Origin of the sequence: Loktanella agnita (assembly GCF_046640325.1) — a bacterium.
Classification (GTDB): Bacteria; Pseudomonadota; Alphaproteobacteria; order Rhodobacterales; family Rhodobacteraceae; genus Yoonia; species Yoonia agnita.
This window is the reverse complement of record NZ_JBJMBF010000014.1, coordinates 40,859-66,271: the sequence shown is the minus strand read 5'-3', so window position 1 is coordinate 66,271 and position 25,413 is coordinate 40,859. Positions and strand designations below refer to the sequence as shown.

Annotated in this window: 26 protein-coding genes; 4 read left to right on the top strand and 22 right to left on the bottom strand. The window is 58.1% G+C overall.

The features are described 5' to 3' along the window. Positions 1 to 162: 162 nt before the first annotated feature. From ACJ5NV_RS15485 to araD, 3 genes are all read right to left on the bottom strand, one after another. Positions 163 to 543, bottom strand: a complete 381-nt coding sequence (locus ACJ5NV_RS15485; protein ID WP_411645143.1) for a DUF7674 family protein — start codon at positions 541 to 543, stop codon at positions 163 to 165. Between the two features lie 153 nt (positions 544 to 696). Next, positions 697 to 1,605 carry a Gfo/Idh/MocA family protein gene (locus ACJ5NV_RS15480; RefSeq protein ID WP_411645142.1) on the bottom strand — a complete coding sequence of 303 codons (909 nt, stop codon included), beginning with the start codon at positions 1,603 to 1,605 and terminating at the stop codon, positions 697 to 699. Then, positions 1,605 to 3,362, bottom strand: a complete 1,758-nt coding sequence (araD, locus tag ACJ5NV_RS15475; protein ID WP_411645140.1) for an L-arabinonate dehydratase — start codon at positions 3,360 to 3,362, stop codon at positions 1,605 to 1,607. The genes ACJ5NV_RS15480 and araD overlap by 1 nt, the downstream gene beginning before the upstream one ends. Before the next feature lie 72 nt (positions 3,363 to 3,434). Here araD and ACJ5NV_RS15470 point away from each other — a divergent pair, with 72 nt between their 5' ends. After that, positions 3,435 to 4,184 carry a class II aldolase and adducin N-terminal domain-containing protein gene (locus ACJ5NV_RS15470; RefSeq protein WP_411645138.1) on the top strand — a complete coding sequence of 250 codons (750 nt, stop codon included), beginning with the start codon at positions 3,435 to 3,437 and terminating at the stop codon, positions 4,182 to 4,184. A 178-nt stretch (positions 4,185 to 4,362) separates the two neighbouring features. Here the strand turns inward: ACJ5NV_RS15470 and ACJ5NV_RS15465 are convergent, their stop codons facing one another. The 8 genes from ACJ5NV_RS15465 to ACJ5NV_RS15430 all read right to left on the bottom strand — a co-directional run bounded on the left by ACJ5NV_RS15465 (position 4,363) and on the right by ACJ5NV_RS15430 (position 11,275). After that, positions 4,363 to 5,325 carry a 2-hydroxyacid dehydrogenase gene (locus ACJ5NV_RS15465; protein ID WP_411645136.1) on the bottom strand — a complete coding sequence of 321 codons (963 nt, stop codon included), beginning with the start codon at positions 5,323 to 5,325 and terminating at the stop codon, positions 4,363 to 4,365. Further along, positions 5,325 to 6,173, bottom strand: coding sequence for a fumarylacetoacetate hydrolase family protein (locus ACJ5NV_RS15460; protein ID WP_411645134.1), 849 nt, complete (start codon positions 6,171 to 6,173; stop codon positions 5,325 to 5,327). The genes ACJ5NV_RS15465 and ACJ5NV_RS15460 overlap by 1 nt, the downstream gene beginning before the upstream one ends. Positions 6,174 to 6,190: 17 nt before the next feature. Further along, a complete protein-coding gene (locus ACJ5NV_RS15455; protein ID WP_411645132.1) occupies positions 6,191 to 6,934 on the bottom strand; it encodes an SDR family oxidoreductase in 744 nt (247 codons plus the stop codon). A gap of 20 nt (positions 6,935 to 6,954) precedes the next feature. Next, positions 6,955 to 7,683: an SDR family NAD(P)-dependent oxidoreductase gene (locus ACJ5NV_RS15450; protein ID WP_411645130.1), complete on the bottom strand. Its 729-nt coding sequence runs from the start codon at positions 7,681 to 7,683 to the stop codon at positions 6,955 to 6,957. 3 nt (positions 7,684 to 7,686) lie between these two features. Further along, positions 7,687 to 8,418: an SDR family oxidoreductase gene (locus ACJ5NV_RS15445; RefSeq protein ID WP_411645128.1), complete on the bottom strand. Its 732-nt coding sequence runs from the start codon at positions 8,416 to 8,418 to the stop codon at positions 7,687 to 7,689. A gap of 77 nt (positions 8,419 to 8,495) precedes the next feature. Continuing rightward, the gene (locus ACJ5NV_RS15440) at positions 8,496 to 9,587 is read right to left on the bottom strand and encodes a mandelate racemase/muconate lactonizing enzyme family protein (RefSeq protein ID WP_411645127.1); all 1,092 of its coding nucleotides are present in this window, start codon (positions 9,585 to 9,587) and stop codon (positions 8,496 to 8,498) included. Next, a complete protein-coding gene (locus ACJ5NV_RS15435; protein ID WP_411645125.1) occupies positions 9,584 to 10,504 on the bottom strand; it encodes an NAD(P)-dependent oxidoreductase in 921 nt (306 codons plus the stop codon). Before ACJ5NV_RS15435 ends, ACJ5NV_RS15440 begins: the two co-directional genes overlap by 4 nt. A 12-nt stretch (positions 10,505 to 10,516) precedes the next feature. Beyond that, the gene (locus ACJ5NV_RS15430; protein WP_411645209.1) at positions 10,517 to 11,275 is read right to left on the bottom strand and encodes an SDR family oxidoreductase; all 759 of its coding nucleotides are present in this window, start codon (positions 11,273 to 11,275) and stop codon (positions 10,517 to 10,519) included. A gap of 94 nt (positions 11,276 to 11,369) precedes the next feature. On the opposite strand from ACJ5NV_RS15430, the gene ACJ5NV_RS15425 reads away from it, so the two are divergent. Together ACJ5NV_RS15425 and denD are read left to right on the top strand one after the other, a co-directional pair. Beyond that, positions 11,370 to 12,413, top strand: coding sequence for an L-idonate 5-dehydrogenase (locus ACJ5NV_RS15425; RefSeq protein WP_411645124.1), 1,044 nt, complete (start codon positions 11,370 to 11,372; stop codon positions 12,411 to 12,413). Between the two features lie 18 nt (positions 12,414 to 12,431). Beyond that, positions 12,432 to 13,397: a D-erythronate dehydrogenase gene (gene denD / locus ACJ5NV_RS15420; protein WP_411645122.1), complete on the top strand. Its 966-nt coding sequence runs from the start codon at positions 12,432 to 12,434 to the stop codon at positions 13,395 to 13,397. Positions 13,398 to 13,409: 12 nt separating this feature from the next. Here the strand turns inward: denD and ACJ5NV_RS15415 are convergent, their stop codons facing one another. From ACJ5NV_RS15415 to ACJ5NV_RS15400, 4 genes are all read right to left on the bottom strand, one after another. Continuing rightward, the gene (locus ACJ5NV_RS15415) at positions 13,410 to 14,327 is read right to left on the bottom strand and encodes a DMT family transporter (RefSeq protein WP_411645120.1); all 918 of its coding nucleotides are present in this window, start codon (positions 14,325 to 14,327) and stop codon (positions 13,410 to 13,412) included. 24 nt (positions 14,328 to 14,351) lie between these two features. Further along, on the bottom strand, positions 14,352 to 15,947 hold the full coding sequence (locus ACJ5NV_RS15410) for a TRAP transporter large permease (RefSeq protein WP_411645119.1): 1,596 nt from the start codon (positions 15,945 to 15,947) through the stop codon (positions 14,352 to 14,354). Beyond that, positions 15,947 to 16,762, bottom strand: a complete 816-nt coding sequence (locus ACJ5NV_RS15405) for a TRAP transporter small permease subunit (RefSeq protein ID WP_411645117.1) — start codon at positions 16,760 to 16,762, stop codon at positions 15,947 to 15,949. Before ACJ5NV_RS15405 ends, ACJ5NV_RS15410 begins: the two co-directional genes overlap by 1 nt. Before the next feature lie 98 nt (positions 16,763 to 16,860). Continuing rightward, a complete protein-coding gene (locus tag ACJ5NV_RS15400) occupies positions 16,861 to 17,874 on the bottom strand; it encodes a TRAP transporter substrate-binding protein (protein ID WP_411645116.1) in 1,014 nt (337 codons plus the stop codon). A gap of 221 nt (positions 17,875 to 18,095) precedes the next feature. Between ACJ5NV_RS15400 and ACJ5NV_RS15395 the strand changes: the two genes are divergently transcribed. Continuing rightward, positions 18,096 to 18,767 carry a GntR family transcriptional regulator gene (locus tag ACJ5NV_RS15395; protein ID WP_411645114.1) on the top strand — a complete coding sequence of 224 codons (672 nt, stop codon included), beginning with the start codon at positions 18,096 to 18,098 and terminating at the stop codon, positions 18,765 to 18,767. Here the strand turns inward: ACJ5NV_RS15395 and ACJ5NV_RS15390 are convergent. The 7 genes from ACJ5NV_RS15390 to otnK form a co-directional block, all read right to left on the bottom strand. Next, a complete protein-coding gene (locus ACJ5NV_RS15390) occupies positions 18,757 to 19,512 on the bottom strand; it encodes an SDR family NAD(P)-dependent oxidoreductase (RefSeq protein WP_411645112.1) in 756 nt (251 codons plus the stop codon). The genes ACJ5NV_RS15395 and ACJ5NV_RS15390 overlap by 11 nt on opposite strands. Beyond that, a complete protein-coding gene (locus ACJ5NV_RS15385) occupies positions 19,509 to 20,549 on the bottom strand; it encodes a transketolase family protein (RefSeq protein ID WP_411645110.1) in 1,041 nt (346 codons plus the stop codon). Before ACJ5NV_RS15385 ends, ACJ5NV_RS15390 begins: the two co-directional genes overlap by 4 nt. After that, on the bottom strand, positions 20,546 to 21,397 hold the full coding sequence (locus ACJ5NV_RS15380) for a transketolase (protein ID WP_411645109.1): 852 nt from the start codon (positions 21,395 to 21,397) through the stop codon (positions 20,546 to 20,548). Before ACJ5NV_RS15380 ends, ACJ5NV_RS15385 begins: the two co-directional genes overlap by 4 nt. Position 21,398: 1 nt before the next feature. Beyond that, positions 21,399 to 22,301, bottom strand: coding sequence for an L-threonate dehydrogenase (gene ltnD / locus ACJ5NV_RS15375; protein WP_411645107.1), 903 nt, complete (start codon positions 22,299 to 22,301; stop codon positions 21,399 to 21,401). Between the two features lie 239 nt (positions 22,302 to 22,540). After that, the gene (locus ACJ5NV_RS15370) at positions 22,541 to 23,296 is read right to left on the bottom strand and encodes a hydroxypyruvate isomerase family protein (protein ID WP_411645207.1); all 756 of its coding nucleotides are present in this window, start codon (positions 23,294 to 23,296) and stop codon (positions 22,541 to 22,543) included. After that, a complete protein-coding gene (otnC, locus tag ACJ5NV_RS15365; protein ID WP_411645105.1) occupies positions 23,296 to 23,940 on the bottom strand; it encodes a 3-oxo-tetronate 4-phosphate decarboxylase in 645 nt (214 codons plus the stop codon). Before otnC ends, ACJ5NV_RS15370 begins: the two co-directional genes overlap by 1 nt. After that, a complete protein-coding gene (gene otnK / locus ACJ5NV_RS15360; RefSeq protein WP_411645104.1) occupies positions 23,937 to 25,181 on the bottom strand; it encodes a 3-oxo-tetronate kinase in 1,245 nt (414 codons plus the stop codon). The genes otnC and otnK overlap by 4 nt, the downstream gene beginning before the upstream one ends. Between the last annotated feature and the right edge of the window lie 232 nt (positions 25,182 to 25,413).

Below are 25,413 nucleotides of genomic sequence, written 5' to 3'. Positions count from 1 at the left end.
TCAAACAGTTTCTTGAGGCGCATGCATTTAGAGCGTTATGCGAAAAATTTGGATCAGCTAACGCCGCCCGAAATCACAGATTTGGGCGCGTTAGCTGACACGTCATGTCTTAGGTATTTCGTCAACGCTATAGGACGGGCTGGTGTCAGCACTTAATCGTTGTCAGCCTTGGTTCGGGGCCCGACCATGGAAGGCAACATATAACTGCTGCAAGTTCTGCGGCAGAACAGCCCAAACCGGTGCCGCCTTTTTTGGAGGAACTTGCCAAAAGAGGTTTTCAACAAAACAGGTATCAATGCAGCTTTTGACCTCTTTGCTTCCTGTCTGAAACTTCAGATCAAAAAAGCGGAATATCGCAGCCATTTCAGTGTGATTTTCCAACGCCCCCATGCGGGTATTGAGTACGCTGGCAAGGCTTTCGAACCAGACGGGCGACGCTTCGACTGTGACACTGTCCCATGTCACCTTGTGTTGAGCATCAGCCGCTTTGGCCACATCAGAATATTGACGGTGAAAATCATCGTACATCTGCTGAACGTCCATCCCTGATGTTCCTTTCTGCCGGTTGTCAGCAACCCTAAGGAATCAGCATTCTAAGTAAAAGCTGGCTTGTTAGCGCCGAGACGGTCAGTTGGGCCACGAAATAGCCGTCGCGTCCAGAATTTGCCGGTGGAGCGTCACCCCCACCGACCGTTTTCAGAATGCGAAGGCCGCGACGATGTTCCGCTGGCCCAGTGTCATCGCGTCCGCGACGTGGATCATGGGAGAGAGGTCAACGTCAGAGCTGCTGTTCTTGATCAGCCCGGCCATGCGTGCGTAGAGCGCGGGATATTCGTCGAGTTCGGACAACGTAGCCTCTTGCCCGTTGATCATGCAGCGGTTGCCGCCCTCTTGAAGCTCTACCAGATCATCACCCGCTTGCAAGGTGATATCCCATGTTTGTGGCCCCTCTTGCCGCCAGTCGAATGCGCCGCTGATCCCACCGGAAAAGCGCAGGTCTGCGGCGATGGGCGTCTGTCGATTTTCCGGGAAGGACAGCGTGGCGGATTGCAGGTGCACGGGGGCGGGCAGTACCTCTGTCAGGATGGAGAGTGCGTTGATGCCGGGATCGAACACGCCCATCCCGCCGGGATCGAACACCCAATCCTGCCCCGGATGCCAGCGCCGCACATCCTCTTTCCAGGTGATCTTCCCGGCGGTGACGGTTTTATCTGCCAGAAATGATTTGGCCGCCGCCACGCCACGCGCCATCCGGCTGTGCCATGTGGCAAAGAGCGATACGCCCGCCGTCTGCGCCATGGTTTCCAACGCTTGCACCTCTGCCAGTGTGGCACCGGGTGGTTTTTCCAACATCACATGCCGCCCTGCCGCGATGGCTTTGGCGGCGTACTCATAGCGCGGCACCGGCGGCAGGCAGAGCGAGATAACCGGGATGTCAGGCCGTTCGGCCAGCATCTGATCGAAGTCAGAATAGGCCGGCACCCCATCGACGCTGCCCGCCCGGCTGACAGTCGCGGCGAGCGTCCAGTCAGCACTGCCGTCGATCGCAGGCACATGCTGGTCCACCGCGATCTTGCCGATCCCCACAAGGCATATGGGCGTCATCAGTGGGCTTCCTTGCCGACGGCATTGCCACGGCATCCGACGAGGAAGTCGAAGTCGGCCCCTGTGTCTGCGCCCATGACCTTGTCATGGTAGAGCATCGCATATCCGCTTTCGGGCCGGGGGTTGGCGCCGGAGCCTTCTGCTGTCCATTTGGCCAACCGCGCTTGCAGCTCATCGTCAGAAATATCAAGATGCAGGCGGCGTCCTTCCACGTCCAATTCAATCATGTCGCCGTTTTGCACCACGGCCAGCGGGCCACCGCGCGCGGCCTCAGGCGTGGTGTGCAGCACGACCGTGCCAAAGGCGGTGCCGGACATACGCGCATCCGAGATCCGCACCATGTCAGTGATCCCTTTTTTCAGGATCTTGGGTGGCAGCCCCATATTGCCCACCTCGGCCATGCCGGGATAGCCGCGCGGGCCGCAGTTTTTCAGAACCATGACGCAGGTTTCGTCGATATCCAGATCGTCCCTGTTGATGCGCGCTTTGTAGTCGTCGATATCTTCGAACACGACGGCCCGGCCCCGGTGCTGCATCAGTTCCGGCGTCGCGGCAGAGGGTTTCAGCACGGCACCGCCCGGCGCGAGGTTTCCGCGCAGCACGGCGATGCCCCCCGATTGGGTCAGCGCCTGTTCTACCGGCAGGATTACATCAGGGTTGTGGTTGCGCACATCCTTGACCTCTTCCCAGATGCTGCCGCCGGATACGGTCAGCGCATCTTTGTTGAGCAGTCCGGCCTCACCCAACCGTTTGATCACCACGGGCAGGCCGCCCGCATAAAAGAACTCCTCCATCAGGTATTTGCCCGATGGCATCAGGTTCACGATGGTCGGCACGTCGCGCCCAAGCCGGTCCCAGTCATCCAGCGTCAGATCGACGTTAGCGGTCCGGCCCGCCATGGCAAGCAAGTGGACGACCGCATTGGTTGACCCGCCGATGGCCGCATTGGTGCGGATGGCGTTTTCAAATGCATCCTTCGTCATCACGTCCGATGGTTTCAGGTCATCCTTGACCATATCCACGATCCGGCGACCGGTCAGATGCGCCATGACCCGGCGGCGGCTGTCGACGGCGGGAATGGCGGCATTGCCTGACATGGCCATGCCCAGCGCTTCGGCCATAGACGCCATCGTGCTGGCGGTGCCCATCGTGTTGCAGGATCCCGGCGAGCGGGACATGGATGCCTCTGCCTCGACGAATTCTTCTGCTGTCATCTCACCCGCGCGGACCGCTTCGGAGAATTTCCACAGATGGGTGCCGGAACCGACCCGTTCGCCGCCGAAATAGCCGTTCAGCATTGGCCCGCCAGAAACCATGATCGCAGGCAGATCGACCGAGGCCGCACCCATCAATAGCGCGGGTGTGGTCTTGTCACATCCAGCCAGCAGAACGACCCCATCCATGCATTTGGCGCGGATCGCCTCTTCGACGTCCATGGCACACATATTGCGGTACATCATTGCCGTGGGGCGGATTGTGCTTTCAGAAGGGCTGAAAACAGGGAACTCAACGGGGAAGCCCCCGGCCTCATACACGCCGAATTTCACCCGTTCGGCCAGATCGCGCAGATGGGCGTTACAAGGGGTCAGTTCGGACCATGTGTTGCAGATACCGATCACAGGACGCCCGTCCAGCAAATCTGCCGGGAGCCCCTGATTTTTCATCCAGGACCGGTGATAGATCGCATCCTTCGAGCTGCCGCCGAACCATTCCTGTGACCGCAGCTTGCGGGGCCATTTGGCGGGGATGAATGCCATGATCTGCTTCCTTTGTATTGATCTTTGCGGCATCCTTACCCCGCGTGCAGGACAAATCCAAGGGAGTGGGCGATGAACATATCAAAGGGAAACCTGACCCATTGGGCGGAGCGCACGGACATGGCCGCCGCCTTTCGCTGGACGGCCCGGCTGAACATGCACGAAGCGGTGGCGAACCATTTCAGTCTGGCGATCAACGATGAGGGCACGCGGTTCCTGATGAACCCCAACCAGATGCATTTCGCCCGGATCAAGGCGAGCGATCTGATCGTGGTGGATGCGGCTGATCCTGACACGCTGCAAGGTCCGAACGCGCCGGATCCGACGGCCTGGGGGCTGCATGGCGCAGTGCATCGCCGCGTCCCCCATGCCCGCTGTGCGATGCATGTGCATTCGATCTTTGCTACTGTGCTGGCCTCGCTTGCTGATAGCCGGTTGCCGCCCATCGACCAGAATTGCTGCACTTTCTTCAATCGCTACGTGATTGATGACGGCTACGGCGGGCTGGCTTTCGAGGAAGAAGGCGAACGCTGTGCGGCCCTGTTTGATGATCCAGCCAAGCGGGTGCTGATCATGGGCAATCACGGAGTGCTGGTGATCGGGGAAACCGTGGCCGAAACCTTTAACCGGATGTATTATTTCGAGCGCGCCTGCGAGACCTATATCCGCGCGCTGCAAACCGGGATGAAACTGCGGGTGTTGCCCGATGACGTGGCCGAGAAGACGGCGCAGGAGCTGGAAGGTTATCCCGAACAAGACGCGCGGCATCTGGCGGAACTGAAGACGATTTTGGATGGAGAGGGGGCGGATTACGCAGGGTAGGCCGGAGAATTGCTTCAATCCCTCAGGCGCGGGTATTTTCAGGTTATGTGATAAAGACACACGTTTTTTCGGCGTTCTTACATCCGGCAGTATTGAAGAGGCTTCTGCCTGCCTCTGAAGGGAAGATCCCGCAGGTTTTGAGGTGAGGGCAAGGACAGCGGCGCCTTGCCCTCTCATATCAAAGATCGCGGCACTCTGGTACTGGGCTGATGACCGTGCCGTCACGCAGGAATTGCTGCAAATTACTGACGGCCAGATCGCCCATTGCAGTGCGTGTTTCTACCGTGGCGCTGCCGACGTGGGGGAGCAATGTGACTTGATCCATGTCGAACAGTTCCTGTGGGACCTGTGGTTCGTTTTCGAAAACGTCGAGGCCCGCGTTCCCCAACCGTCCGTCGGCTAAAGCTTTGACCAATTCGGCCTCGTCCACCACGGTGCCGCGGCCGACGTTGATGAGCGTGCCGTTGGGCCCCAGAGCGTCCATGACGTCGCGGTTCACCAAATGGTGCGTCGCGGCACCGCCGGGGGTGATGCAAAACAACACGTCGACATCGCGGGCCATATCGACCAGCGCGTTATAATACCGAAAGCCGCTCTCTGGTTTTTCGGTGCGGGTGTGATAGCTGATGTCGGCGTTAAACACGGCCAGCCGCCGCGCCAATTCTTCACCGATGCGGCCAAGCCCCAGAATGCCGACCTTTCGATCATCGACAGAATGGGTTAGTGGCGCGTTGCCATCGGGCCATTTTCCATCGCGGATATACTTATCGTCGCGCACCAGCCGCCGACTGGTGGCAAGCCACAGCAGCAGTGCGGTATTCGCGACTTCGGCGTTGAGCACATTGGGCGTATGCGTGACCATGATGCCCTTGCCCGCACAGCTTGCCGCGTCGATATTGTCATAGCCGACGCCATAGCAGGAAATCATTTTCACCGAAGACAGATGTAACATCACGTCAGGGCGCACGCCCCAGTGGCCGTCTGTCAGGACCGACGGCATGTCGGCCCCATGTGCGGCCAACCAAGCCTGTTGGTCATCCTGCGCATGCAATTTATGCAGCGTGAAATCCTGTTCCAATGCGGCTTGCATCGGTGGCGACATGGCCCCGCCGATCACCAAGAGGTTTGGTTTATCAGCCATTATGCATCCTGCCCAACTGATTGTTTCTGGGTGCCCAGACCGTCGATGGACAGTTCCATCACGTCGCCTTTTTTCAAGTAAACGGGATCCGGTTTCATCCCCATGCCAACGCCCGGCGGCGTCCCGGTGGAGATCACGTCACCCGGGTACAGCGTGAACAGGCTGGACAGATGTTCGATGATTTGCGCCACGGTAAAGATCATCGTGTCGGTGTTCCCGGTTTGCATGCGCTTGCCGTTCACATCCAGATGCATGGCCAGTGCTTGCGGGTTTTCAACCTCATCACGGGTCACCAGCCATGGTCCTGTTGGCCCGAAGGTGTCGCAGCTTTTGCCTTTGGTCCAGTTTCCGGACAGTTGCGTCTGAAAATGGCGCTCTGAGACGTCATTGATCACGCAGTAGCCTGCCACATGCGCTAATGCGTCGTCGGCGCTGACGTATTTGACCGTCTTGCCGATCACGACGCCCAGCTCCACCTCCCAATCGGAATGGGTCGATCCACGCGGGAGGATAACATCGTCATTGGGGCCGACGACGGCAGAGGTCGCTTTCATGAAGAGGATCGGATGGTCCGGGATTGCGGCGCCGGTTTCTGCGGCGTGATCGGAATAGTTCAGCCCGATGCAGCAGAATTTGCCGATACGGCCCACACATGGCCCGATGCGTGGCGTACCGTCCACCTGCGGCAGGGTTGCCGGATCCAAAGCGCGTAGTTTTTCGAGCCCCGCATCCGACAGCACGTCGCCCGCGATGTCATCCACGATACCCGACAAATCGCGCAGACCGCCATCGTCGTCCAGCATCCCTGGTTTTTCAGCGCCCACAGCGCCATAGCGAAATAGTTTCATTGTTGTCTCCTTGAATTTCAGCCCGACCAGCCGCCGTCGATGACGTGCGGTTGCCCGGTGGTAAAGGCGGATTCGTCGCTGGACAGATAAACCACCAGCGCGGCGATTTCTTCTGCGGTGGCAACGCGTCCCATGGGTTGGCGCGACACGAATTGCTGCAGCGCGTCGTCGTAAGACCCAAGCTGATCGCCAAGCGCCTTGACCCGCGCATGCCAGCTTGGGCTTTCGACGGTGCCGGGGCAGATACAATTGCAGCGGATCCCTTGGGTGATGTAATCCACGGCCACTGATTTTGTCATGCCGATCACAGCGGCCTTGGTTGTCCCATAGATAAACCGGTTGGGTGCGCCGATAATCGAGGAACAGGCCGAGGACATATTCACAATCGCCCCGCCGCCCCGTTCCAGCATCCCCGGCAGCGCGGCGCGGATCGTGCGCGACATGGAACGCACATTCAAATCAAATGCGACGTCCCATTCGTCTTCGGTGGCGTCCAGAACGGACCCGTGATGCACGAAGCCCGCACAATTGAACAATACGTCCGGCTGTGCCTGATCAACGCCTGCCTTGATGCTGTCCGGGTCGCGCACATCCATCACAAAGGCTGTGATACCCGCAGCGCCTAATCCGTCAAGCGCGTCTTTGTTGATGTCGGTCGCGAACACCTGCGCGCCCTCGGCTGCCATCGCAAGGGCCGATGCCCGTCCGATCCCCTGTCCCGCGGCCGTGACCAGCGCGCGCTTGTCCGATAACCGTCCCATAATTTGTTCCTTATCGTTGCTTAATAAGTTGCACGCCCACCGGACAGGTCAAAGACCGCGCCCGTGGTGAATGAATTTTCCGCAGAGACAGCCCAGACGATCATCTTGGCGGCTTCGTCGACTTCTAAAAACCGCCCGCGGGGGATTTTGGACAGCATATAGTCGATATGTTCTGCTGACATCTGGTCGAAAATGCGGGTGCGGGCGGCGGCGGGTGTGACACAGTTTACGGCAATGTTCATATCCGCAAGCTCTTTGCCCAGCGATTTGGTGAAGCCGATCACCCCTGCTTTGGATGCGGAATAGGCGCAAGCGTTCGGGTTTCCCTCTTTCCCCGCGATGGAGGCCACGTTCAGGATACGCCCATAGCCCTGCGCCTTCATTCCCTGCACACAGACTTTGTTGACCAGAAACGTACCCGTCAGATTGATCTGGACCACATCGTTCCATGCGCGGATGTCGTAGTCCTGCACAGTCGCATTCGGCCCGGCGACCCCGGCGCTGTTTACAAGGATCGTGGGCACACCGATTTGCGCGCATGTTGTGTCATAGGCGGCTTGGACTGACGCTGGATCGGTGATGTTACAGGCGACTGCGGTGCCGCCGATCTGATCCATTGCGGTGGCGTTACTGTCATCAACATCCCAACTGACAACATGCACGCCTTTATTCGCCAGAAGTGTCGCGACTGCATACCCGATGCCTTGTGCGGCACCGGTGACGACAGCTGTTTGCCCCTGAAACTCCACCTGCTAGCCCCGGCCGATATAGGGCATGGCGCTGGCCATGACGGTCATGAACTGCACATTGGCGTCCAGTGGCAGGCCCGCCATATGCAGTACTGAGGACGCGACATGTTTCACGTCCATGACCGGTTCAACCGCCATGGAGCCATCGGCCTGCGGTACTCCTTGGGTCATCGCCTGCGCCATATCGGTCAGCGCGTTGCCGATGTCGATCTGCCCGCAGGCAATGTTGAACGCCCGCCCATCGAGCGAAATCGTGCGCGTCAGCCCGGTAATTGCGTGTTTGGACGTCGTATATGCCGCCGAGCCCCAGCGCGGCACATAGGCCGACACTGACCCGTTGTTAATGATGCGCCCGCCTTGTGGGGATTGTTTGCGCATGATGCCAAAGGCTTCGCGCGCGGCGATGACTGCGCCCATGACGTTCACGTCGATGAGGTTGCGAATGTCAGCAACGGACAGATCGTCCAGCGGGGCACCTTTCAGACTGACGCCTGCATTGTTGAACAACGCATCGACATGGCCCCAATGTTGATAGGCTTTATCAAAGGCGGCTGCGACCTGCGCCTCATCCGTCACATCACAGGGCAGCACCAGCGCCGCGCTGCTGCCAGCCGTTTCTTGCAATGGCTCTGCGCGGCGACCCACCAAAGCAACATCCCATCCCGCATCCAACATCGCCTGCGCGGTTGCCCGTCCGATACCGCTTCCGGCGCCGGTGATGATCATTGATGGCATTGGGGTCCCTCCAGACGTTCTGATCGCAAGGTTGCAACTTGGTATACCAAATGCAAGCCAAATAGTGGGCGCAGGTGTTAGCCGTGCGTTTCAAATCCTGCCAGTGCTTCCCAGTCGAATTCCACACCCGTACCGGGCGTATCGGGTGCCACCGCGCGGGCGTTTTCTACAACAAGAGGCCGCATCGTGTAGCGGTCGATCGGAAATGCATGCACCTCGAGCCAGCCGGGATTGGGCTGTCCTGAGACAAGACTGACGTGAAGTTCCTGCATCCCATGCGAGCTGACAGGCAGGTCATTGTCCCGCGCCATCTGCGCCACACGCATCCAGCCGGTAATGCCGCCGCAGTTAGAGGCATCGGGCTGAATATGCGCCAGTTTTGACTGCGCAAACGCATATCCAAATTCATATTCAGTATGCAGGTTTTCACCCATCGCAAGCGGAATTCCAGCCCCGGCAATTTCAGCATATCCCAGGTAATCATCAGGAATTGTCGGTTCTTCGAACCAATAGATGTCGAAGGGTTTCATCGCCTGCGCCGCGCTGATCGCCTGCTGGACGCTCATCGCGTAATTGGCGTCTACCATGAATGTGCGCTGTGGCCCGATCAGATCGCGCACGGCGGCAATGCGTTCAATGTCGGCGTCAAGCGTCGGCTGCCCGATCTTGATTTTCACAGCATCAAAGCCGCGGTTTAGATAGCTTTCGATCGCTGTCAGCAGTTTGGGCAGCGGGAAGTTCAGGTCAATCCCGCCGCAATAGGCACGACAGGTTTGCCCGGCCCCGCCTGCCATTCGCCAAAGCGGGATGCGGCTGCGCTGGCCCTTGATATCCCAAAGTGCGATATCCAACGCCGAAATCGCAAAAGACGCGATGCCGCCGCGCGCCACATAGTGCACATGCCATTGCATCGCGTCGTAAAGGGCGCTGATATCCTCGGCTTCTTGCCCGATCAGAAACGGTACAAGATCATGGATCAGCATCGCCCTGATCGCGTGGCCACCCTTGCCGCCGGTGTAGGTGTAGCCGGTCCCAGACACCCCATCGTCTGTCGTGATGGTCGCGGTGATCAGTTCAAAATGCGTGTGTGCCCCGTGTTTGGCATCGACGAGAACCTCATCCAGCGGCACATTGAAATGCCGGATCTGGATATCGCTGATCCGTGTCACTGATCACGCCCTTTTGCGGCTTCGACCTCCATGTCCAGGCCGTTCAACCGCGCGACGTGGTCGGTGATTGTGGGAACAAAGTCACCGCCATTGCCTGATGCGTCAACATGGGCGAAATACTGTTTTGCTGCTGCCGCCATCACCGTCACCAGCCCTGCACTGTCGGCCATCGCATTGACGTAGCGCAGATCCTTTGCGGCGTTTGCGATGGTGAATTTGTGAACCTCTTCCCGGTCCACAGCATAGGTCATGAAGGTTTCAAAAAAACCGTTCGTCAGCCGGCTAGAGCCGATCACCTCGCGCACTTTGGTTGGAGGCACCCCCACCGCTGCGCCAAGCACTGTCGCCTCGGCGTAAAGCGACGCATACCCCATTGAGATGAAATTCATCAGCAGTTTCATCTTGTGACCGCTGCCGGTCGGCCCGACATGGGTGATATTACCGGCCCAGCATTCAATGATCGGTGCAATCTTTTCATAGGTTGCATCATCGCAGCCGATCATAGCGTCCAGTGTCCCCGCTTCTGCCTCTTTCGGGGTGCGGCCCAGTGGCGCGTCAACGAAGGTGCCGCCCTTTTCGGCCAGTTCGGCGGCCAGCACGGCCGTCGATGTCGGGTCGGCCGTTGTGGTGTCAATCACGATCAATCCTTCGCGCGCGCCTGCCAAAATCCCGTCTGGTCCGTGAAACACGGCCTCGACCTGCGGTGAATTGGACAGGCACAGATGGATCACGTCACAGGTTTGCGCCATTTCCTTGGCGGTCGTCGCCTCGGTCGCGCCCATGCCGGTCAGGCTTTCGATGGGGGTGCGGTTGCGGTTGCCCTTGATTGTCAGCGGATACCCTTTTTGCAGCAGGTTTTTGGCCATGCCATGGCCCATATACCCCACCCCGATAAACCCGATTTTCGTCTCGCTCATATCTGTCCTCCCTCAAAGACTGGCGGTGATCCCGCCATCAACGAATATGGTCTGCCCGTTCACGAAACTGGATGCAGGGGCAGATAGAAATATTGCAGCGCCGACCAGTTCTTCGACCTTGCCCCAGCGCCCGGCGGGGGTGCGCTTTTCCAGCCACGTTGAAAATGTATCGTCGGCCACGAGTGCGGCGTTTAGCGGCGTGTCGAAATAACCCGGCGCAATGGCGTTACAGTTCAGCCCATGTTTGGCCCAATCGGTCGCCATCCCCTTGGTCAGATTGGCGATTGCGCCTTTTGATGCGGTGTAGGGCGCAATGCCGGGCCGCGCGAGCGCCGTCTGTACCGAGGCGATGTTGATGATCCGCCCTGCCCCCCGCCCGATCATATGCCGCCCCACAGCCTGCCCCACATAGAATGCGGAATTGACGTTGGTGCGCATCAAGCGGTCAAAGGCTTCGACCTCGAATTCCTCAAGCGGGCCGCGATGTTGCATGCCTGCGTTGTTGATCAGGATGTCGATGGGGCGGGTGGCCTCGTAGTCATCGACCGCTGTGCGCACTGCCTTTGCATCCGTGACGTCAAATGGCAGCGTGTCGACCTGAGCACCCGTCTGGCGTAACGTGTCTGCTGCCTTATTAAGCCGCGCTGCGTCCCGCGCGTTCAGCACCACCCGCGCCCCGGCATCGGCCAACCCGCGGGCAAGCGCAGAGCCGATGCCCATTGATGATCCGGTGATCAGCGCGGTTTTACCTGTCAGGTCGAAAAGCTTCATCATGTCCTCCGCTGCGGTGCGGGCATTGACAAAGCCCGCGACTTACCGCCTGATAAAAATGGTATACCATTTGAACAGCGATGCAAGGACCGTCATGCCCCAAGCCCTCTTTGTTCACGCGGCCGGTGATCTGCGGCTTGGCGATGTGCCCGACGATGCGCTTGGCCCAACCCAAGTGCGCATCGCAATGAAACGTGGCGGCATCTGCGGGTCTGATTTGCACTATTTCAATCACGGCGGGTTTGGCGCGATTACGCTGAAAGAGCCGATGATTCTGGGCCATGAAGTTGCCGGAGAGGTCGTTGAGATTGGCAATGATGTCACCGATCTGGCTGTGGGCACGTTATGCGCGGTGTCGCCGTCGCGCCCCTGCCGCGCATGCGTTGAATGTCTGCGCGGTCTGCCGAACCACTGTCTGAATATGCGGTTTTATGGCTCTGCGATGCCGTTTCCCCATATTCAGGGCGCATTTCGCGACACGCTGGTCGCGGATGCCAGCCAATGTGTGTCAGCGACAGGTATTCCCGCCGCCCATGCCGCGATGGCAGAGCCCCTTGCCGTGGCGCTGCATGCGATGACACGGGCGGGTGACTTGGTCGGCAAACGGGTGCTGGTCACGGGCTGCGGGCCGATTGGTGCGCTTGTAATCCTTGCCGCGCGTCGTGCTGGCGCGGCAGAGATTATCGCCACCGATATCATGGCCCCCGCGCTAAAGGTCGCAAAGGCCGTGGGCGCGAATGTCACCCTGAACACCGCAGATTTGCCCGATGCGCTGGCCCCCTACGCAACCGGTAAAGGGACGCTGGATGTGTTGTTTGAATGCTCTGGCGCTGCCGCGGCGCTGAGCGCCGGTATTGCTGCATTACGGCCCCGCGCGCAGGTGGTGCAGCTGGGGCTGTCGGGGGATATGTCCCTGCCGATGATGCAAATCACGGGCAAGGAATTAGCGCTGAAAGGATCATTTCGCTTTCATGAGGCGTTTCCATTGGCGGTGCAGATGATGCAACAAGAGCTTATCGACGTCTCACCACTGCTGTCGCACAGCTTTCCATTGGCTGATTTTGACGCCGCCTTTGCTATGGCCAATGACAAATCCCAAGCGATGAAAGTGCAACTGGTGTTTGGCAAAGAGGCTTAACGGCAGAAAGGAAATTTCATGAATATTCTGATTATTGGTGGCGGTGGCGTTGTTGGCCAGAAACTGGCGATGAAACTGGCCGCCACAGGCACGCTGCGCGGGCAACCCATCACGCGGATGACGCTGGCGGACATCAACAGCCCTGCCACCGTTGATGCAGCGTTCCCCGTCGATACGGCCATTTGTGACATCGCCGATGCCAGCTCTGTCGCGCAAGCTGTGACGGCGGACATTGACGTCATCTACCTGCTGGCCGCCATCGTGTCCGCCCACGCCGAAGAAGACTTTGACGCCGGTATGAACATCAACATGTTCGGCACCTATCATGTGCTGGAGCGTTGCCGTGCCCTTGGCACGAAGCCTATCGTCGTCTTTACGTCATCCATCGCGATCTATGGCGGTGAAATCCCGGACCCGCTGGGTGAGCATTCCTATCCCAATCCGCAAACATCATATGGCGGCCAGAAAGCTGTCGGTGAGATTTTGATCAATGACTATTCACGCAAGGGCTTTGTGGATGGCCGCGCCTTTCGCTTGCCGACGATTTCCGTACGGCCCGGAAAACCGAACCGCGCCGCGTCGAGCTTTATGTCGTCGATCTTTCGCGAGCCGCTCAACGGTGCAGAGGCCGTATGCCCCGTCGCGCCGGATTTTCTGCATTACTACCTGAGCCCGCGCAAATGTATTGAGAACCTGATCAAAGGTGCGCAGCTTGATGCGGCTGATCTGGGCATGAACCGCGTGCTTCAGATGCCAGGCCGCATGTGGTCTATCGCGCAGATGATCGACGCAATGACAGCGGTTGCAGGCGATGACCTGGCCAAGCTGATCCGTTGGGACGCACAGAATGACATCAAACGCATCGTGTCGGGATGGAAGTTCGACATTCATGCAGACCGCGCGATATCGCTGGGCCTGACGGCCGATGACAGTTTCGAAGACAACATCCGCTATTATTTAGAGGATGATAAACCGGCATTGTGATCTGTGCGCAGGCTACTTTGGCGTGATCTTTGCCATCGTTGCTGGCCGCGATCTGACCCTGCGTTCACGATGCCAGATATAGATGCCCGCAGCGATGATAATCAGGCCACCGCCAAACGTCCAAACGGTGGGCCAAGTTGCGAAAAACACGACACCCGACAGCGCGGCCAGAAAGATCTGGATATAGACAACAGGCGCAAGGATCGATGCATCCGCCAAACGGTGTGCCGCCGTCACCAGAATATGCCCGCTGGCACCAAATACACCGATGAGCAGGAAAAACACCCAATCGACACCCTCTGGCCACGTCCAGCTTGTCAATACAAAGGGCGTCAGGCAGATGGTCGCCAAGCCTGACGACCATAGCTGGCTTGTCGCATTGCTTTCGATGCCTGCCAAAAGCCGCGTCATTACGAAATAACAAGCCGCAAGGCAGAGCGCTGCGATGTTAAGAAACATCGCCGGATGAAACGCGGCACCCCACGGCTGCATCACCACAACAACACCAAGGAACCCCATGCAGACTGCGATGATACGATGTATGCCGACACGTTCGCCGAGTACCGGGATCGCAAGCAGCGTCACAACAATTGGTCCCGCGAACATGATCGTCGTCGTGACTGTGATCGGCAAATACTTCAACGCGGTGAAATTCAATGCGGTACTCAGAAACAAGAAAGAAGAGCGCATGATCTGAAAACGCGGCGCGTTAGAGCGCAGCGCGCCCAGCCCCTCGCGCGGCAGGAACACGACCAGCGACACGATAAGGTGCCCCGCATAGCGCGCGAAAGCCACTTGAATTGCGGTATGATCCGCCAGCACCAACCACTTGGCCGAGGTGTCGATCAACGTGAAAAACGTCACCGCGCCCGCCATTGCGAGCAGACCCAATGCCGTGCGGTCTTCGCGAGGGGCGACTGCTGGCTTCATCCGGTCACACGCAGGTTCTGGTCGCTACAAGAATAATGTGATGATCGGCGGCCAGATCAACAGCACCGACAAGGCCAGCAGTTGTAATGCGATGAACGGCAGAAAACCACGGAAGATATCGGTCAGCGATATCTCTGGCGGGGCGACGGATTTCAGATAGAACGCCGCCGGGCCAAAGGGGGGCGACAGAAAGCTGACCTGCATATTCATACAAAACACCACACCGAACCAGATCGGGATGTAGCGTGCATCAATGCTGCCTAGAAAGCCGATTTCTTCGGGGGGCAGGCGCACCACGATGGGCAGAAACACAGGCATGATCAGCAGTACGATACCGACCCAATCCATGAACATGCCCATAATCAGGAACACGAACATCATTATCAGAATAATCCCCATCGTTGGCATATCCGCACCAACGATCAGGTTGGCCACGTAAGTCGGCCCGCCCACCAGCGTGTAGGCTGCCGCCAACGCTGCGGCACCGATAGTGACCCAGATGATTGTACCGGTGGATTTCAACGTGCGGATCAGACTGTCCCAGACAATGTCAAACGTCATTTCACGGCGGATCACACCGATGGTGAATACCGCGACAACGCCCATGCCAGCGGCTTCGGTGATGCCGGTGATGCCGCCGTAAATAGAGCCGAGCACAACGCCGATCACCACGACAGGCGCGATCAGACCCTTGCCCATTTCCCAGCCCCGTGCGGTACGCTCGCGCCCGACCAAAACAAAGGCGGCCAGGGCGAAAATCACAAAGGCCCCAATAATCCACGGAATATCCGCAACCATGCCAAGGAAAATCGGATCGACGTTTTCCAACACCTCGTTTTCGCCCATCACCGTAAAGAACAGCGCCCGTGCCAGCAGCACGCCTGTGATCCACATCCCAAAGCGGGACACAAAGCCAAGGAACATCAGTCCCTTTTCCGCGCCCTCTGGTTCACCCGGAACAGGATCGGGCAGCGGCGCAAGCGTGGGGTTCATCCGCGTGCGGATCACGATATAAAGGATAAAGAACGTGGCCAGCATAAAGCCCGGCAAGAACGACGCGGTGAACAGCGCTTTGATCGACGTCTCTGTCACCAGCCCGTAAAAGATCAAAACGATTGACGGGGGGATCATCGTACCAAGCGAGCCTGACGCGCAGATCGTGCCGATGGCTAGATTACGGTCGTAGCCAAGCCGCAGCATCTGCGGCAGTGCGATCAGGCCCAATAGCACGACTTCGCCCCCGATGATGCCCGACATGGCGGCCATGATCACGGCCATGATAGACGTCGCAACGGCGATGCCGCCGCGTGTGCGGCTCATCCAGACGTTGAGCGAAGAATACATATCCCGCGCGATCCCAGAACGTTCCAGCATCGCCGCCATAAAGATAAAAAGTGGCACCGAGATGAGGACGTAATTCGTCATCTGTCGGTAGACCGCTTGCCCCAGCACCGACATCGGCCCGCGACCAAAATCCCCCCACAACAGATCAGGCGGGAATTTCAGCGACAGCGTTACCACCGCCAGAAACGCCGAGGCAAACCCAAGCGGCATACCGATCGCAAGCAGGGCGAACATGCCCAGCAAGACAATCAGCGACAATGTCCCCATATCTACCATTATTTAGGTTCCTCAAGTGTGCGGCGGATGTTTGCGATGTCCGTCTCGTCGATTTCATCAGCCGGCGTATGGGACTCCGGCATTTTGTTCCAATCCGCGATCAGGTTTGACACGGCCTGAATGCAGACCAGCACGATGATGATTAAAAGCGCTGGCTTGACGATACCGGGGATCGGCGGATCCCACGCCGTCCCGAATGTCTCCATCCGCAAAAAGCGGTTTTCGGCATCATTGTAGCCGCCCCAGACCAGCGCAAAGGTGAAACCGATGATCAGCAGCACTGAAATGACGTCTGCGGTCTTTTTCATCCAAAAGGGCATCAGATCATAGATGATGTAGATGCGGATATGGCTGCGCTGCTGCATCGCATAGAGCCCTGCAAGCAGGAACACGAAACTGGCGATCCACAGGGATAACTCGTTCGCCCAGAGTGTCGGTCTCGAGAAAACGTAGCGCGAAATTACTTCGTAAAACATGACGAGCACGATGAAGGCGGTCATGATCATGGCTAAACGACCAAGCACGACAGAAAAGAGATCGAAAAAACCGTCGGGCGGTATTTCAATCCCGCCTTTGGTGTCAGCAAGAAAGAGCGAGGCAAAGAAAAGCGATGCCGACAGGCTGATCAACATCACCTGTACCATCGGGCGGCCTGCGGGGCGGATCATCTCGAACATGCCATAGGCGTCCTCGATGAAAATTCGCTGGAAGACCAAATAGGCATAGAGTACCAGCGTAAGCGCTGTAAAGGCGATCATGGCGGTTTTGATCGGTGATCTCAATCGCCCCAGAAATAGCGAGTTGGCCTGCATCATATCCCTCCCGAAATGACCTTGACGGATTATGTCGCCGGTCAAAGAAGGCGGGTCCGGTCGGGACCCGCCTTGCTGTCGTTCTTGGCTACGTCAGCGGATTACTCCGTGATCAGGCCCAACTGAGTAAGGTAGGTTCTGTGGCTTTCAAGCAGCGCGGCAGCTTCTGGGCTACGCGTCCCCCAGTCGGCCCACGCAACCTGTGCCGCGCGACGGAATTCGGCGCGATCCTCTGGTGACCAGTCATATAGTGTGACGCCACTTTCGGTCAGCTTGGCCGCAGCTTCGGCGTTCAGCTTTTCATTGGCCAGAGCGATCTGAAAAGACAGCTTTTGCCAAGCTGTGTCGATGATACGACGCTCTTGTTCGGTCAGCCCTTCCCATACGGCTTGGTTACAGGCCAGATGGTCAGAGGGCATGGAGTGAAAGCCCGGGTAAGTCGCGTGGTTGACGATATCATAAAGCCCAAGGCCCACGTTATTGGCCAGACCGGATGCATCGGCACCGTCGATGATACCGGTTTCAAGCGCGGTGAAAATCTCGGTAAAGTCCATCACGATGGGTGATGCCCCCAGTTCTTCAAATATCTCGGTTTCCATGCCGGGCGGAGAGCGGAATTTCCAACCTTCAAGGTCAGCGAAACCCGCAATCGGCGAGGACGACGAAAGCGATTCCTGACCGTAGATCGACCAGCCAATCAGCTGCATGCCCTGCGCATTATACAGCTCTTGGGCTGCGGCGTAGCCGTCGCCGTAATACAGCCAGCTATACTGCTGCCAAGGTGTGTCATAGCCGCCCATGATGTCGCCGACAAACTGGAACGCTGGGTTCTTACCTGTCTGGTAGGCACCACCTGTTGCGTCGCAATCCAGAATGCCATTGATCGCCGCATCAAATGTTTCGGTCGTCGCCACAACAGATGACGAATAGAACATTTCTATCTGGATTTCGCCGCCGGACATCACGTCAACGTCTTCGATGAATTTTGCGATCATTTGCCCTGTCGGATGCTCTGTCGCGTAGTGCGTCTGAATACGAAGGGTGGTTTCCGCGAAAGCGGGAGCAGCCAGCACACTCGCAGCGGCAGCCGACTTTAATAGGTATTTCAATTTCATCTTTTTTTCTCCTCCCAAGGCGGCTCCAACTCCGCCATTTCAAAATCCACACCCCTCCACTGGCGCGAACAAAGATGGTATACCATCTATGAAAAAAGGTTAGCGAGTGTCATCTCGACGCGCAATGATTTTCGGTATACCAAGCTGAAAGGTCCGGTGGTGTGAGTATCCGTATACGTCGGGCGTTTCACACCCGATGACCTCGGCGAAGGGCGCTGCATATGAAAGAAGAAATCCTCGGCGCGCAGATAGCCGACCAGCTTCGGCGCAATATCTTGCTTGGTAAATTGCCCCCCGGCGCAGCCATCAAGGAACGCGACAATGCCGCAGAACTGGGCGTCAGCCGTACCCCCTTGCGCGAAGCAATCCGAATGCTGGCCACTGAAGGTCTTGTAGAATTGCGCCCCGCCCGCAGCCCGATTGTGGCGGTAAAAACCGTCAAGCAAATCCAGGATGATGTAGAGGTTCTAGTCGCGAGCGAACAGCTGTCAGGCGAGCTGGCCTGCCAGCGGGCAAGCGATCAAGAGATTGATGCGCTGTCGCGTATTGTTGCCGATATGGACAAGCGATTCGATACAGCCGACCCCATCGACATGTTTGAAATCGACATGAATTTTCACCGCGCGATTGCCAAGGCGTCGCACAATGAATCGCTGGCGCAGGTCCATAGTGAATATCTCGCACGGCTTTGGCGCGCGCGGTATATGTCAGCGATGCAGCAGCGCAATCGCGCGCGGGTCATTGATCACCATTCTGAAATCGTCGCGGCACTTCGCACGCGTGATGTGGCCCGTACACGCGCCGCGATCAACAATCATCTTGGCAATCTATGTGTTGATATTGTCCGCGTCATAGAAGCAGAAGCACAGCCCCCAACGTCCCCTAGTGGATAAGCGATCCGCCGTTCACGTCAATCTCTGACCCGGTGACATAAGCGGACAGATCCGATGCAAGGAACAGGCAGTAGCCTGCCACGTCCGGTGCGGTGCCCGCACGCCCCATCGGGATGTCTGCAATTACCTGCGCACGCATTTCGTCTGTCAACTTGCCTGCTGTGATATCTGTGTCAATGAACCCCGGGCAGATCGCATTGACCCGCACCCCGTCCGGCGCCAATTCGCGGGCCATCGCCTTGGTCAGTCCCAGAATGCCTGCCTTCGCTGCTGCGTAATGCGGGCCGCCAAAAATTCCGCCACCCCGTTGCGCGGAAACAGACGACATATTCACGATGCTGCCCCTCTCGCCAGCGCGCAAATGCGGTATCAGTGTCTGGCTCATGTAAAGTGTGCCACGCAGGTTCACATCAAGCACTGCATCATAATGCATTGGCGAGATGTCCATCAGTTTCAGAGGTTGGGTGATGCCTGCATTATTCACGAGGATATGCACCTGCCCGAACTGCCCAAGGATGTCCGAAACGGCTGTTTCGCACGCGGTCTTGTCGGTCACATCGCAGGGTAACGCCATATGGCCCGGCCCCGGCAAATCATCTGCCGCAGTCTGCACCGCAGTTGCGTCCAGATCAAGGATCGCCACCCGCGCCCCATGCAGTGCAAACAACAAAGCAGTCGCTTTACCCAGCCCCCGCGCGCTGGCGGCCCCGGTGATGATCGCTGTGCGACCGTCCAAAAGCTTCATTCCAGCCATTCTTTCACAGCCGCTGCGACCGCATCCACCGATATCCCATATTGATCGTGTAACGTCGGTAGTGCGCCCGCGTCCAGAAATGCATCCGGCAGACCGATTTGGCGGAATGGCACATGCGCGCCCGCCCGCATCAGGGCGGCGCCCACCGCCTCGCCCAAGCCGCCAACGACAGAATGATTTTCCGCCGTCACCACCAAACGCCCGCCTTTGCGTGCCTCTGCTACAATGGTTTCAATATCCAATGGCTTGATCGTGGGGGCATGCAGTACGCCGCAGTCGATGCCGTCTTGTTGTAGCCGCTTGGCCGCATCTAATGTGCGCATCGTCATCAGGCCGGATGACACAAATAAAACATCACGACCGTCGCGCAACATTTGAGCCTTGCCAAGTTTGAACCGGTAGCCGTATTCGCCCAGCACATTTGGCACCTGGCCACGCAGCAGCCGCATGTAGACGGGGCCAGGGTGATCCGCGATGGCGCGTGTTGCCTGATCAATCTCGACCGCATCGCAGGGATCAACAATCGTCAGATTGGGCATCCCGCGCATGATCGCGATGTCTTCGGTGGCTTGGTGGCTGGGTCCGTAGCCTGTCGTCAGGCCAGGCAGCGCGCAGACGATTTTCACCGGCAGGTTTTCTTCTGCAATCGCCATGATGATGAAATCATAGGCCCGGCGGGACGCAAAGACAGCATAGGTCGTGGCAAACGGCGTGAATCCTTCACGTGCGAGACCGGCTGCGGCGCTGATCATCACCGCCTCTGCCATGCCCATCTGGTAGAACCGATCCGGGTAGGCCTTGGCGAATACATGCAGGTCTGTGTATTTTGACAAATCCGCCGTCAGCCCAACAATATCGGCACGGTCCTTGGCCAAATCGACCAGCGCGTGACCGAATGGAGCGGCAATCGTGTCGCGCCCTTCGCTGTCCAAAGACGCGATCATTGCAGAGGTCGCGAGTTTTTCGCCCTTGGGCGCTGTGCGAGCGGTGTATTTCGATTGGCGGCGGGAAAGATGCTGATCGCTCATGCCGGTTTCCCTTCGTCTAGAATATTAAGCGCCTTGGCCCATTCCTGCGGTTCGACACGCACAAAATGCGTGATCTCACGGTCCTCCAGAAACGGGATACCCTTACACATCTGAGTGTTGCAGATGATGACGCGTGGCTGCGCCCCATCGTGGGCGCGGGCTGCGTCAAAGGCGGCAACCACTGCATCCATGTCGTTGCCATCGACGGATTGCGTGAACCAGCCGAATGCTTCCCACTTGGCGGCTTCGGGCACTTGCGCCAGCGCCTGCGTGGTTGGCCCGTCCGCCTGCTGATTATTGAAATCGACAACAGCAATAAGATTGTCGAGCTTCCATTGCACAGCAGACATCACCGCCTCCCATGTTGACCCTTCGCCCAGCTCGCCGTCAGACAGCAAATTGTAGATGAATGCGGGGTTCTTCTTGCGCTTCAGTCCCAGCGCCGCACCCACCGCAATCCCCAACCCATGCCCGAGCGAGCCGCCAGTGATTTCCATTCCGGGCGTATAGGCGGCCATGCCCGACATCGGCATCCGGCTGTCATCCATCCCGTAGGTCCCGATTTCACCTTCGGGCAGGATACCGGCCTCGATCATCGTAGCATAAAGCGCGATCGCATAGTGGCCAATGGACAGGTAAAACCTGTCGCGTCCTTCCCATTCTGGATCATCAGCGCGATAGGTCAGCGCGTGAAAATAGGACACGGCCAGCACGTCAGCCACGCCAAGGGCCTGCCCGATATAGCCTTGCCCCTGCACTTCGCCCATCAACAGCGCGTTGCGCCGGATCGCCCACGCCCTGCGCGCCAGCGAAACGTTCGATCGCTTGTCCAATGCCTGCCCTGCCATGTTATGCCTGCGCGCCGGGCAAGGTCAGCCCAGCGTTTCGCGCATAGACCTTTGCCACTGCTGCGTCGTCTTCGTGGCCCAGACCAGAGCCTGACGCGGCAAGGTATTGCTGCAAAGCCGCCGCCGTCAGCGGCGCGCCAAACTTTGCATCCTTGGCGATGTCCAGCACGATACCAAGATCCTTGAGCCAGATATCAATCGTACTCAGCGGCGTGTAATCGCCCGCAATCACATGAGGTGCGCGGCTTTCCAACGCCCAACTGGTGCCGGCACATTGGCGGATCACATCAAAAAACATTTCCGGTTTGACGCCCTGCGTCATGCCAAAGGTCAACGCCTCACCCATGGCGGCAATCTGGATGCCGACGAGCATCTGGTTGATCGCCTTCATCGACGACCCTGCGCCGATCTCTGCGCCCAGTTCGAACACTTGAGACGCCATTGCGTCCAATGCAGGCCGCGCCTTGGTGAAAGCAGCGGCACTGCCGGATGCAAGAACCGACAGCGTGCCGTCCCCCGCCCGCAATGTACCGCCAGAGACAGGGGCATCAAGATAGTGCAACCCGCGCTCTTCGCATTGCTGCGCCAAATCCTGTGCAACATCCGGCGCGACGGTGGCACAGGCAATCACAACGGTGCCTGGTGCCAGTTTGTCCGCGATGCCGTCTTCCCCAAACAGAACGGCGCGCGTCTGCGCCGCGTTTACGACCACAATCACAACGGCATCCAGCGTTGCCGCGACCTCTGCGATTGTGCCTGCCGCACCGCCACTGTCCCGGAATTTGGCGACGGCATCAGCGTTGATATCAAAGCCATGCGTGACCAATCCGGCCTGCATCAGCGATGTCGCCATGCCCCGCCCCATCGCGCCAAGCCCAAAAATTGCAACTGCTCCATTCGGCATTTGCACTCCCCCCTTTGTGCTAGTTCCAAAATGGTATACCAAATGTTCAATTACGCAAGCGTCTTGCTCAGCGCGCAGATTGTGCCGCGATAGAAGGGCATTCAAATGCAGGTACACCCCTGACAAACATTACTCCGCCGCTGAGCAGGCGCGCGAAAGCTATCAGATATTTCTTGCTGTCGCAGTGGGGCGACTACGAATTTGTGCCCCGATAAATTGCGTCTGTAATGCAGGCGGGCCTACCGCGCCTTTCGTAACCAATCCAATGTCGGCTCTGTCGGGCCTTGGGGTTTGTATTCGGCGCCGAGTGGCCTTGCGTATCCGAGCCGGTTAATCACACCAAAGATATGGTCGAAATTGACTTCGCCATGATCAGGCGCTGCGCGATCCGGCACACTTGCAAACTGAATATGCCCGATGTGGTCATAGAGCTGCGCCAGCTTGTTGCTCAGGTCGCCTTCCATCAGTTGCACATGATAGCAATCAAACATCAGCTTGATATTTGGCGCCGCAACCTCGGCGATGATCGCGATGGCCTGTTCGGTCGTTTGTAGAAAATACCCCGGCGCATCATAGCGATTTAGTGGTTCGATCAGAATCGAAATTTCCGCATCCGCCGCCAAATCGCAGGCGAATATCAGATTATCAACAAAGGTATGATGCGCAGCATCGCCACTGGCAAATCCGGCCATGACATGAATGTTCGCCGCCCTGATTTGCGTCGCGTAATCAACTGCTTGCGCAATTGCAGCGCGGGCCGCGTCGCGTCGATGCGGAAGGGCAGACAAACCGTTTTCACCGACATCGCCACGCAGCGTATTCAGGCCAAGCATCTCAAGCCCTGTGTCATCCAGCGCTGCCCGTACAGAGCGCGGGTCACATTCATATGGCCAGTGGCATTCAACCGCATCAAACCCCGCGGCCCTTGCCGCACGGATCGCATCCGGCAGCGCCAGTTCAGCCCATAGAAACCCCAGATTGGCAGAGAATTGCATCAGTCGTCCCATTCAATATCAAAATGCGACACCAAATCTGCGACCTGCGCATCATCCAGCACCCGCGCCGGTATGCCACGCATCATCATCGCCAGTCGCGCCGTATCCTCAAGCTCTTCGATGGCATTGCACGCGGCCTCGACATCCTTGCCAGCGACCACCGGCCCGTGATTGGCCAACATAACGGCAGAGCGTTTGCCCGCCAAGCCGCGCACGGCCTTTCCCATCGCTGGATCGCCGGGGCGATAATACGGCAACAGCTTCACCCGTCCGAGCTTCATGATCGCATAAGGCGTCATGGGCGGGAGGAAATTGTCGGCATCAACCTCTGGCATCATGGATAACGCGACCGAGTGGCAGGCATGCAGATGTACTACCGCGCCCGCCGTGCTGCGGGTGTCATAAAACGCAGTATGTAGCGGCATTTCCTTGGTGGGGGCATCACCGCCGATCAGCACGCCATTGGCATCAAAATGCGACAATCGCGCCGGATCAAGCCGCCCAAAACTTGTCCCGGTAGGAGAGACCAACAGCCCCCCATCGCCCGTGCGCGCCGAAATGTTTCCCGTGCTGCCGCCCGTCAAGCCGCGGTCAAACATCGACTTGGCCAGCATGCAGATCTGTTCGCGCAGTGCTGCAGTCATCGGGCTGCGCCTGAAAGCACACGCGCCGCTTTTTCAAAGTAATCAACGCTGCCAAAGTTACCGGACTTCAGCGCCAATACCAATCCGTCGCCAGCCCGCAACGCTGGCACGCCGGGATCGATCTCTGGCCCGATTTCCAGCTGTAAGAGACCCAGCCCTTCGACAACGGCGCCCGAGGTTTCGCCGCCTGCGGTCAGCAATTTACGCACACCCGACGCCGTGCAAATCCGCGCCACATCCGCAAAGAATTTCTCAAATGCTTGCGCACTTTCTTTCCGACCGTAGGTGCGCTGTGCCGTGGCCACGACGTCTGGTGCTGCTGAACTATAAACCAAGGGCAAACCTTCTGTTTTCAGCGCCCAATCTGCCACATCTTGCGGTGTGGCACCGCCCTTAAACAGCATCTCGGCGGTGATCTCCATGCCTGCATGCGTCCTGAGGTGATGGGCGATCTGACCCCGCGTCGCATGCGAACAAGAGCCTGACAGGATCACGTATGAACCATCTTCGCCCGACCATTCCGCCCGATTTTGCGCATCAATCCCGAAATTCGCGGGCAACCCCAGGGCCACCCCTGATCCGCCCGTGACCAACTTCAACCCCTTGGCCGCCGCCCCGATTTCTATCAGATCGCTGTCTTGCAACGCATCCACGACGATGAGGCGTTTGCCAGCGGCGCCTTCGGCCTCCAACTGCGCGCGGATCGCCGATGCCCCTGATAGCACCGTCGCCGCGTCGACATGGCCCACCTGCCCGGTTGACTGCGCCGCCAGCACACGGCGTATGTCCGGGTCCGTCATCGGGGTCAGCGGATGGTTCTGCATTCCGGATTCGTTTAGCAACACATCATTGACGAACAAATGCCCCTGATAAATTGATCGCCCCGTGCCGGGGAACGCCGGGCAAACGATCACTGATCGCGCTTGCAGCGCGTCGGCCAACGCCTCTGCGACGGGCCCAATATTGCCATCCGCCGTACTATCAAATGTCGAGCAATACTTGAAAAATATCTGCGCGCAGCCCTGCGCCAGCAACCATTCCAATGCGGCCAAAGATTGCGTGATGGCCTCATCTGGCGGGATCGAGCGTGTTTTCAGCGCAACGACCCCCGCCTGCACATGCGCCACCGCTGGGCCACCTGGCACGCCGGTATATTGCACGCAGCGCATTCCTTGCTTCGCCAATGTGTTAGCCAAATCGCTGGACCCGGTAAAGTCGTCGCCGATGCACCCCAATAGCATCACTTATCCTCTGCCGAGGCGTAAAACCGCCGCGCCTGCATCATCGTCGCGTCGCCGTTGACTAGGTGATATACAGTCATCGTCGGGTCCTGTGGCTGGTCTTGCATAGCAAGGGTATGACCCCATTTCATAATGTGCAACGGTTATGGCGTGCTGGCAAAATAGATCAAAGATATCACTGCTGTTGGTTCGAAGGGTGAACCATACCGTGATATCCTGGCGCTGAACTCAA

Coding starts and splice junctions, on each gene's coding strand:
- ACJ5NV_RS15465 (WP_411645136.1), bottom strand. CDS start 5,325: ATGGCTGATAAACCAAACCTCTTGGTGATCGGCGGGGCCATGTCGCCA.
- ACJ5NV_RS15385 (WP_411645110.1), bottom strand. CDS start 20,549: ATGAGCGATCAGCATCTTTCCCGCCGCCAATCGAAATACACCGCTCGC.
- ACJ5NV_RS15430 (WP_411645209.1), bottom strand. CDS start 11,275: ATGAAGCTTTTCGACCTGACAGGTAAAACCGCGCTGATCACCGGATCA.
- ACJ5NV_RS15480 (WP_411645142.1), bottom strand. CDS start 1,605: ATGACGCCCATATGCCTTGTGGGGATCGGCAAGATCGCGGTGGACCAG.
- ACJ5NV_RS15390 (WP_411645112.1), bottom strand. CDS start 19,512: ATGAAGCTTTTGGACGGTCGCACAGCGATCATCACCGGGGCCGCCAGC.
- ACJ5NV_RS15460 (WP_411645134.1), bottom strand. CDS start 6,173: ATGAAACTATTTCGCTATGGCGCTGTGGGCGCTGAAAAACCAGGGATG.
- ACJ5NV_RS15380 (WP_411645109.1), bottom strand. CDS start 21,397: ATGGCAGGGCAGGCATTGGACAAGCGATCGAACGTTTCGCTGGCGCGC.
- ACJ5NV_RS15485 (WP_411645143.1), bottom strand. CDS start 543: ATGGACGTTCAGCAGATGTACGATGATTTTCACCGTCAATATTCTGAT.
- ACJ5NV_RS15470 (WP_411645138.1), top strand. CDS start 3,435: ATGAACATATCAAAGGGAAACCTGACCCATTGGGCGGAGCGCACGGAC.
- otnC (WP_411645105.1), bottom strand. CDS start 23,940: ATGACTGCAGCACTGCGCGAACAGATCTGCATGCTGGCCAAGTCGATG.
- ACJ5NV_RS15445 (WP_411645128.1), bottom strand. CDS start 8,418: ATGCCATCAATGATCATCACCGGCGCCGGAAGCGGTATCGGACGGGCA.
- araD (WP_411645140.1), bottom strand. CDS start 3,362: ATGGCATTCATCCCCGCCAAATGGCCCCGCAAGCTGCGGTCACAGGAA.
- ACJ5NV_RS15455 (WP_411645132.1), bottom strand. CDS start 6,934: ATGGGACGGTTATCGGACAAGCGCGCGCTGGTCACGGCCGCGGGACAG.
- ltnD (WP_411645107.1), bottom strand. CDS start 22,301: ATGCCGAATGGAGCAGTTGCAATTTTTGGGCTTGGCGCGATGGGGCGG.
- denD (WP_411645122.1), top strand. CDS start 12,432: ATGAATATTCTGATTATTGGTGGCGGTGGCGTTGTTGGCCAGAAACTG.
- ACJ5NV_RS15395 (WP_411645114.1), top strand. CDS start 18,096: ATGAAAGAAGAAATCCTCGGCGCGCAGATAGCCGACCAGCTTCGGCGC.
- ACJ5NV_RS15415 (WP_411645120.1), bottom strand. CDS start 14,327: ATGAAGCCAGCAGTCGCCCCTCGCGAAGACCGCACGGCATTGGGTCTG.
- ACJ5NV_RS15425 (WP_411645124.1), top strand. CDS start 11,370: ATGCCCCAAGCCCTCTTTGTTCACGCGGCCGGTGATCTGCGGCTTGGC.
- otnK (WP_411645104.1), bottom strand. CDS start 25,181: ATGCTATTGGGGTGCATCGGCGACGACTTTACCGGGTCCAGCGATTTG.
- ACJ5NV_RS15435 (WP_411645125.1), bottom strand. CDS start 10,504: ATGAGCGAGACGAAAATCGGGTTTATCGGGGTGGGGTATATGGGCCAT.
- ACJ5NV_RS15405 (WP_411645117.1), bottom strand. CDS start 16,762: ATGATGCAGGCCAACTCGCTATTTCTGGGGCGATTGAGATCACCGATC.
- ACJ5NV_RS15400 (WP_411645116.1), bottom strand. CDS start 17,874: ATGAAATTGAAATACCTATTAAAGTCGGCTGCCGCTGCGAGTGTGCTG.
- ACJ5NV_RS15410 (WP_411645119.1), bottom strand. CDS start 15,947: ATGGTAGATATGGGGACATTGTCGCTGATTGTCTTGCTGGGCATGTTC.
- ACJ5NV_RS15370 (WP_411645207.1), bottom strand. CDS start 23,296: ATGCAATTCTCTGCCAATCTGGGGTTTCTATGGGCTGAACTGGCGCTG.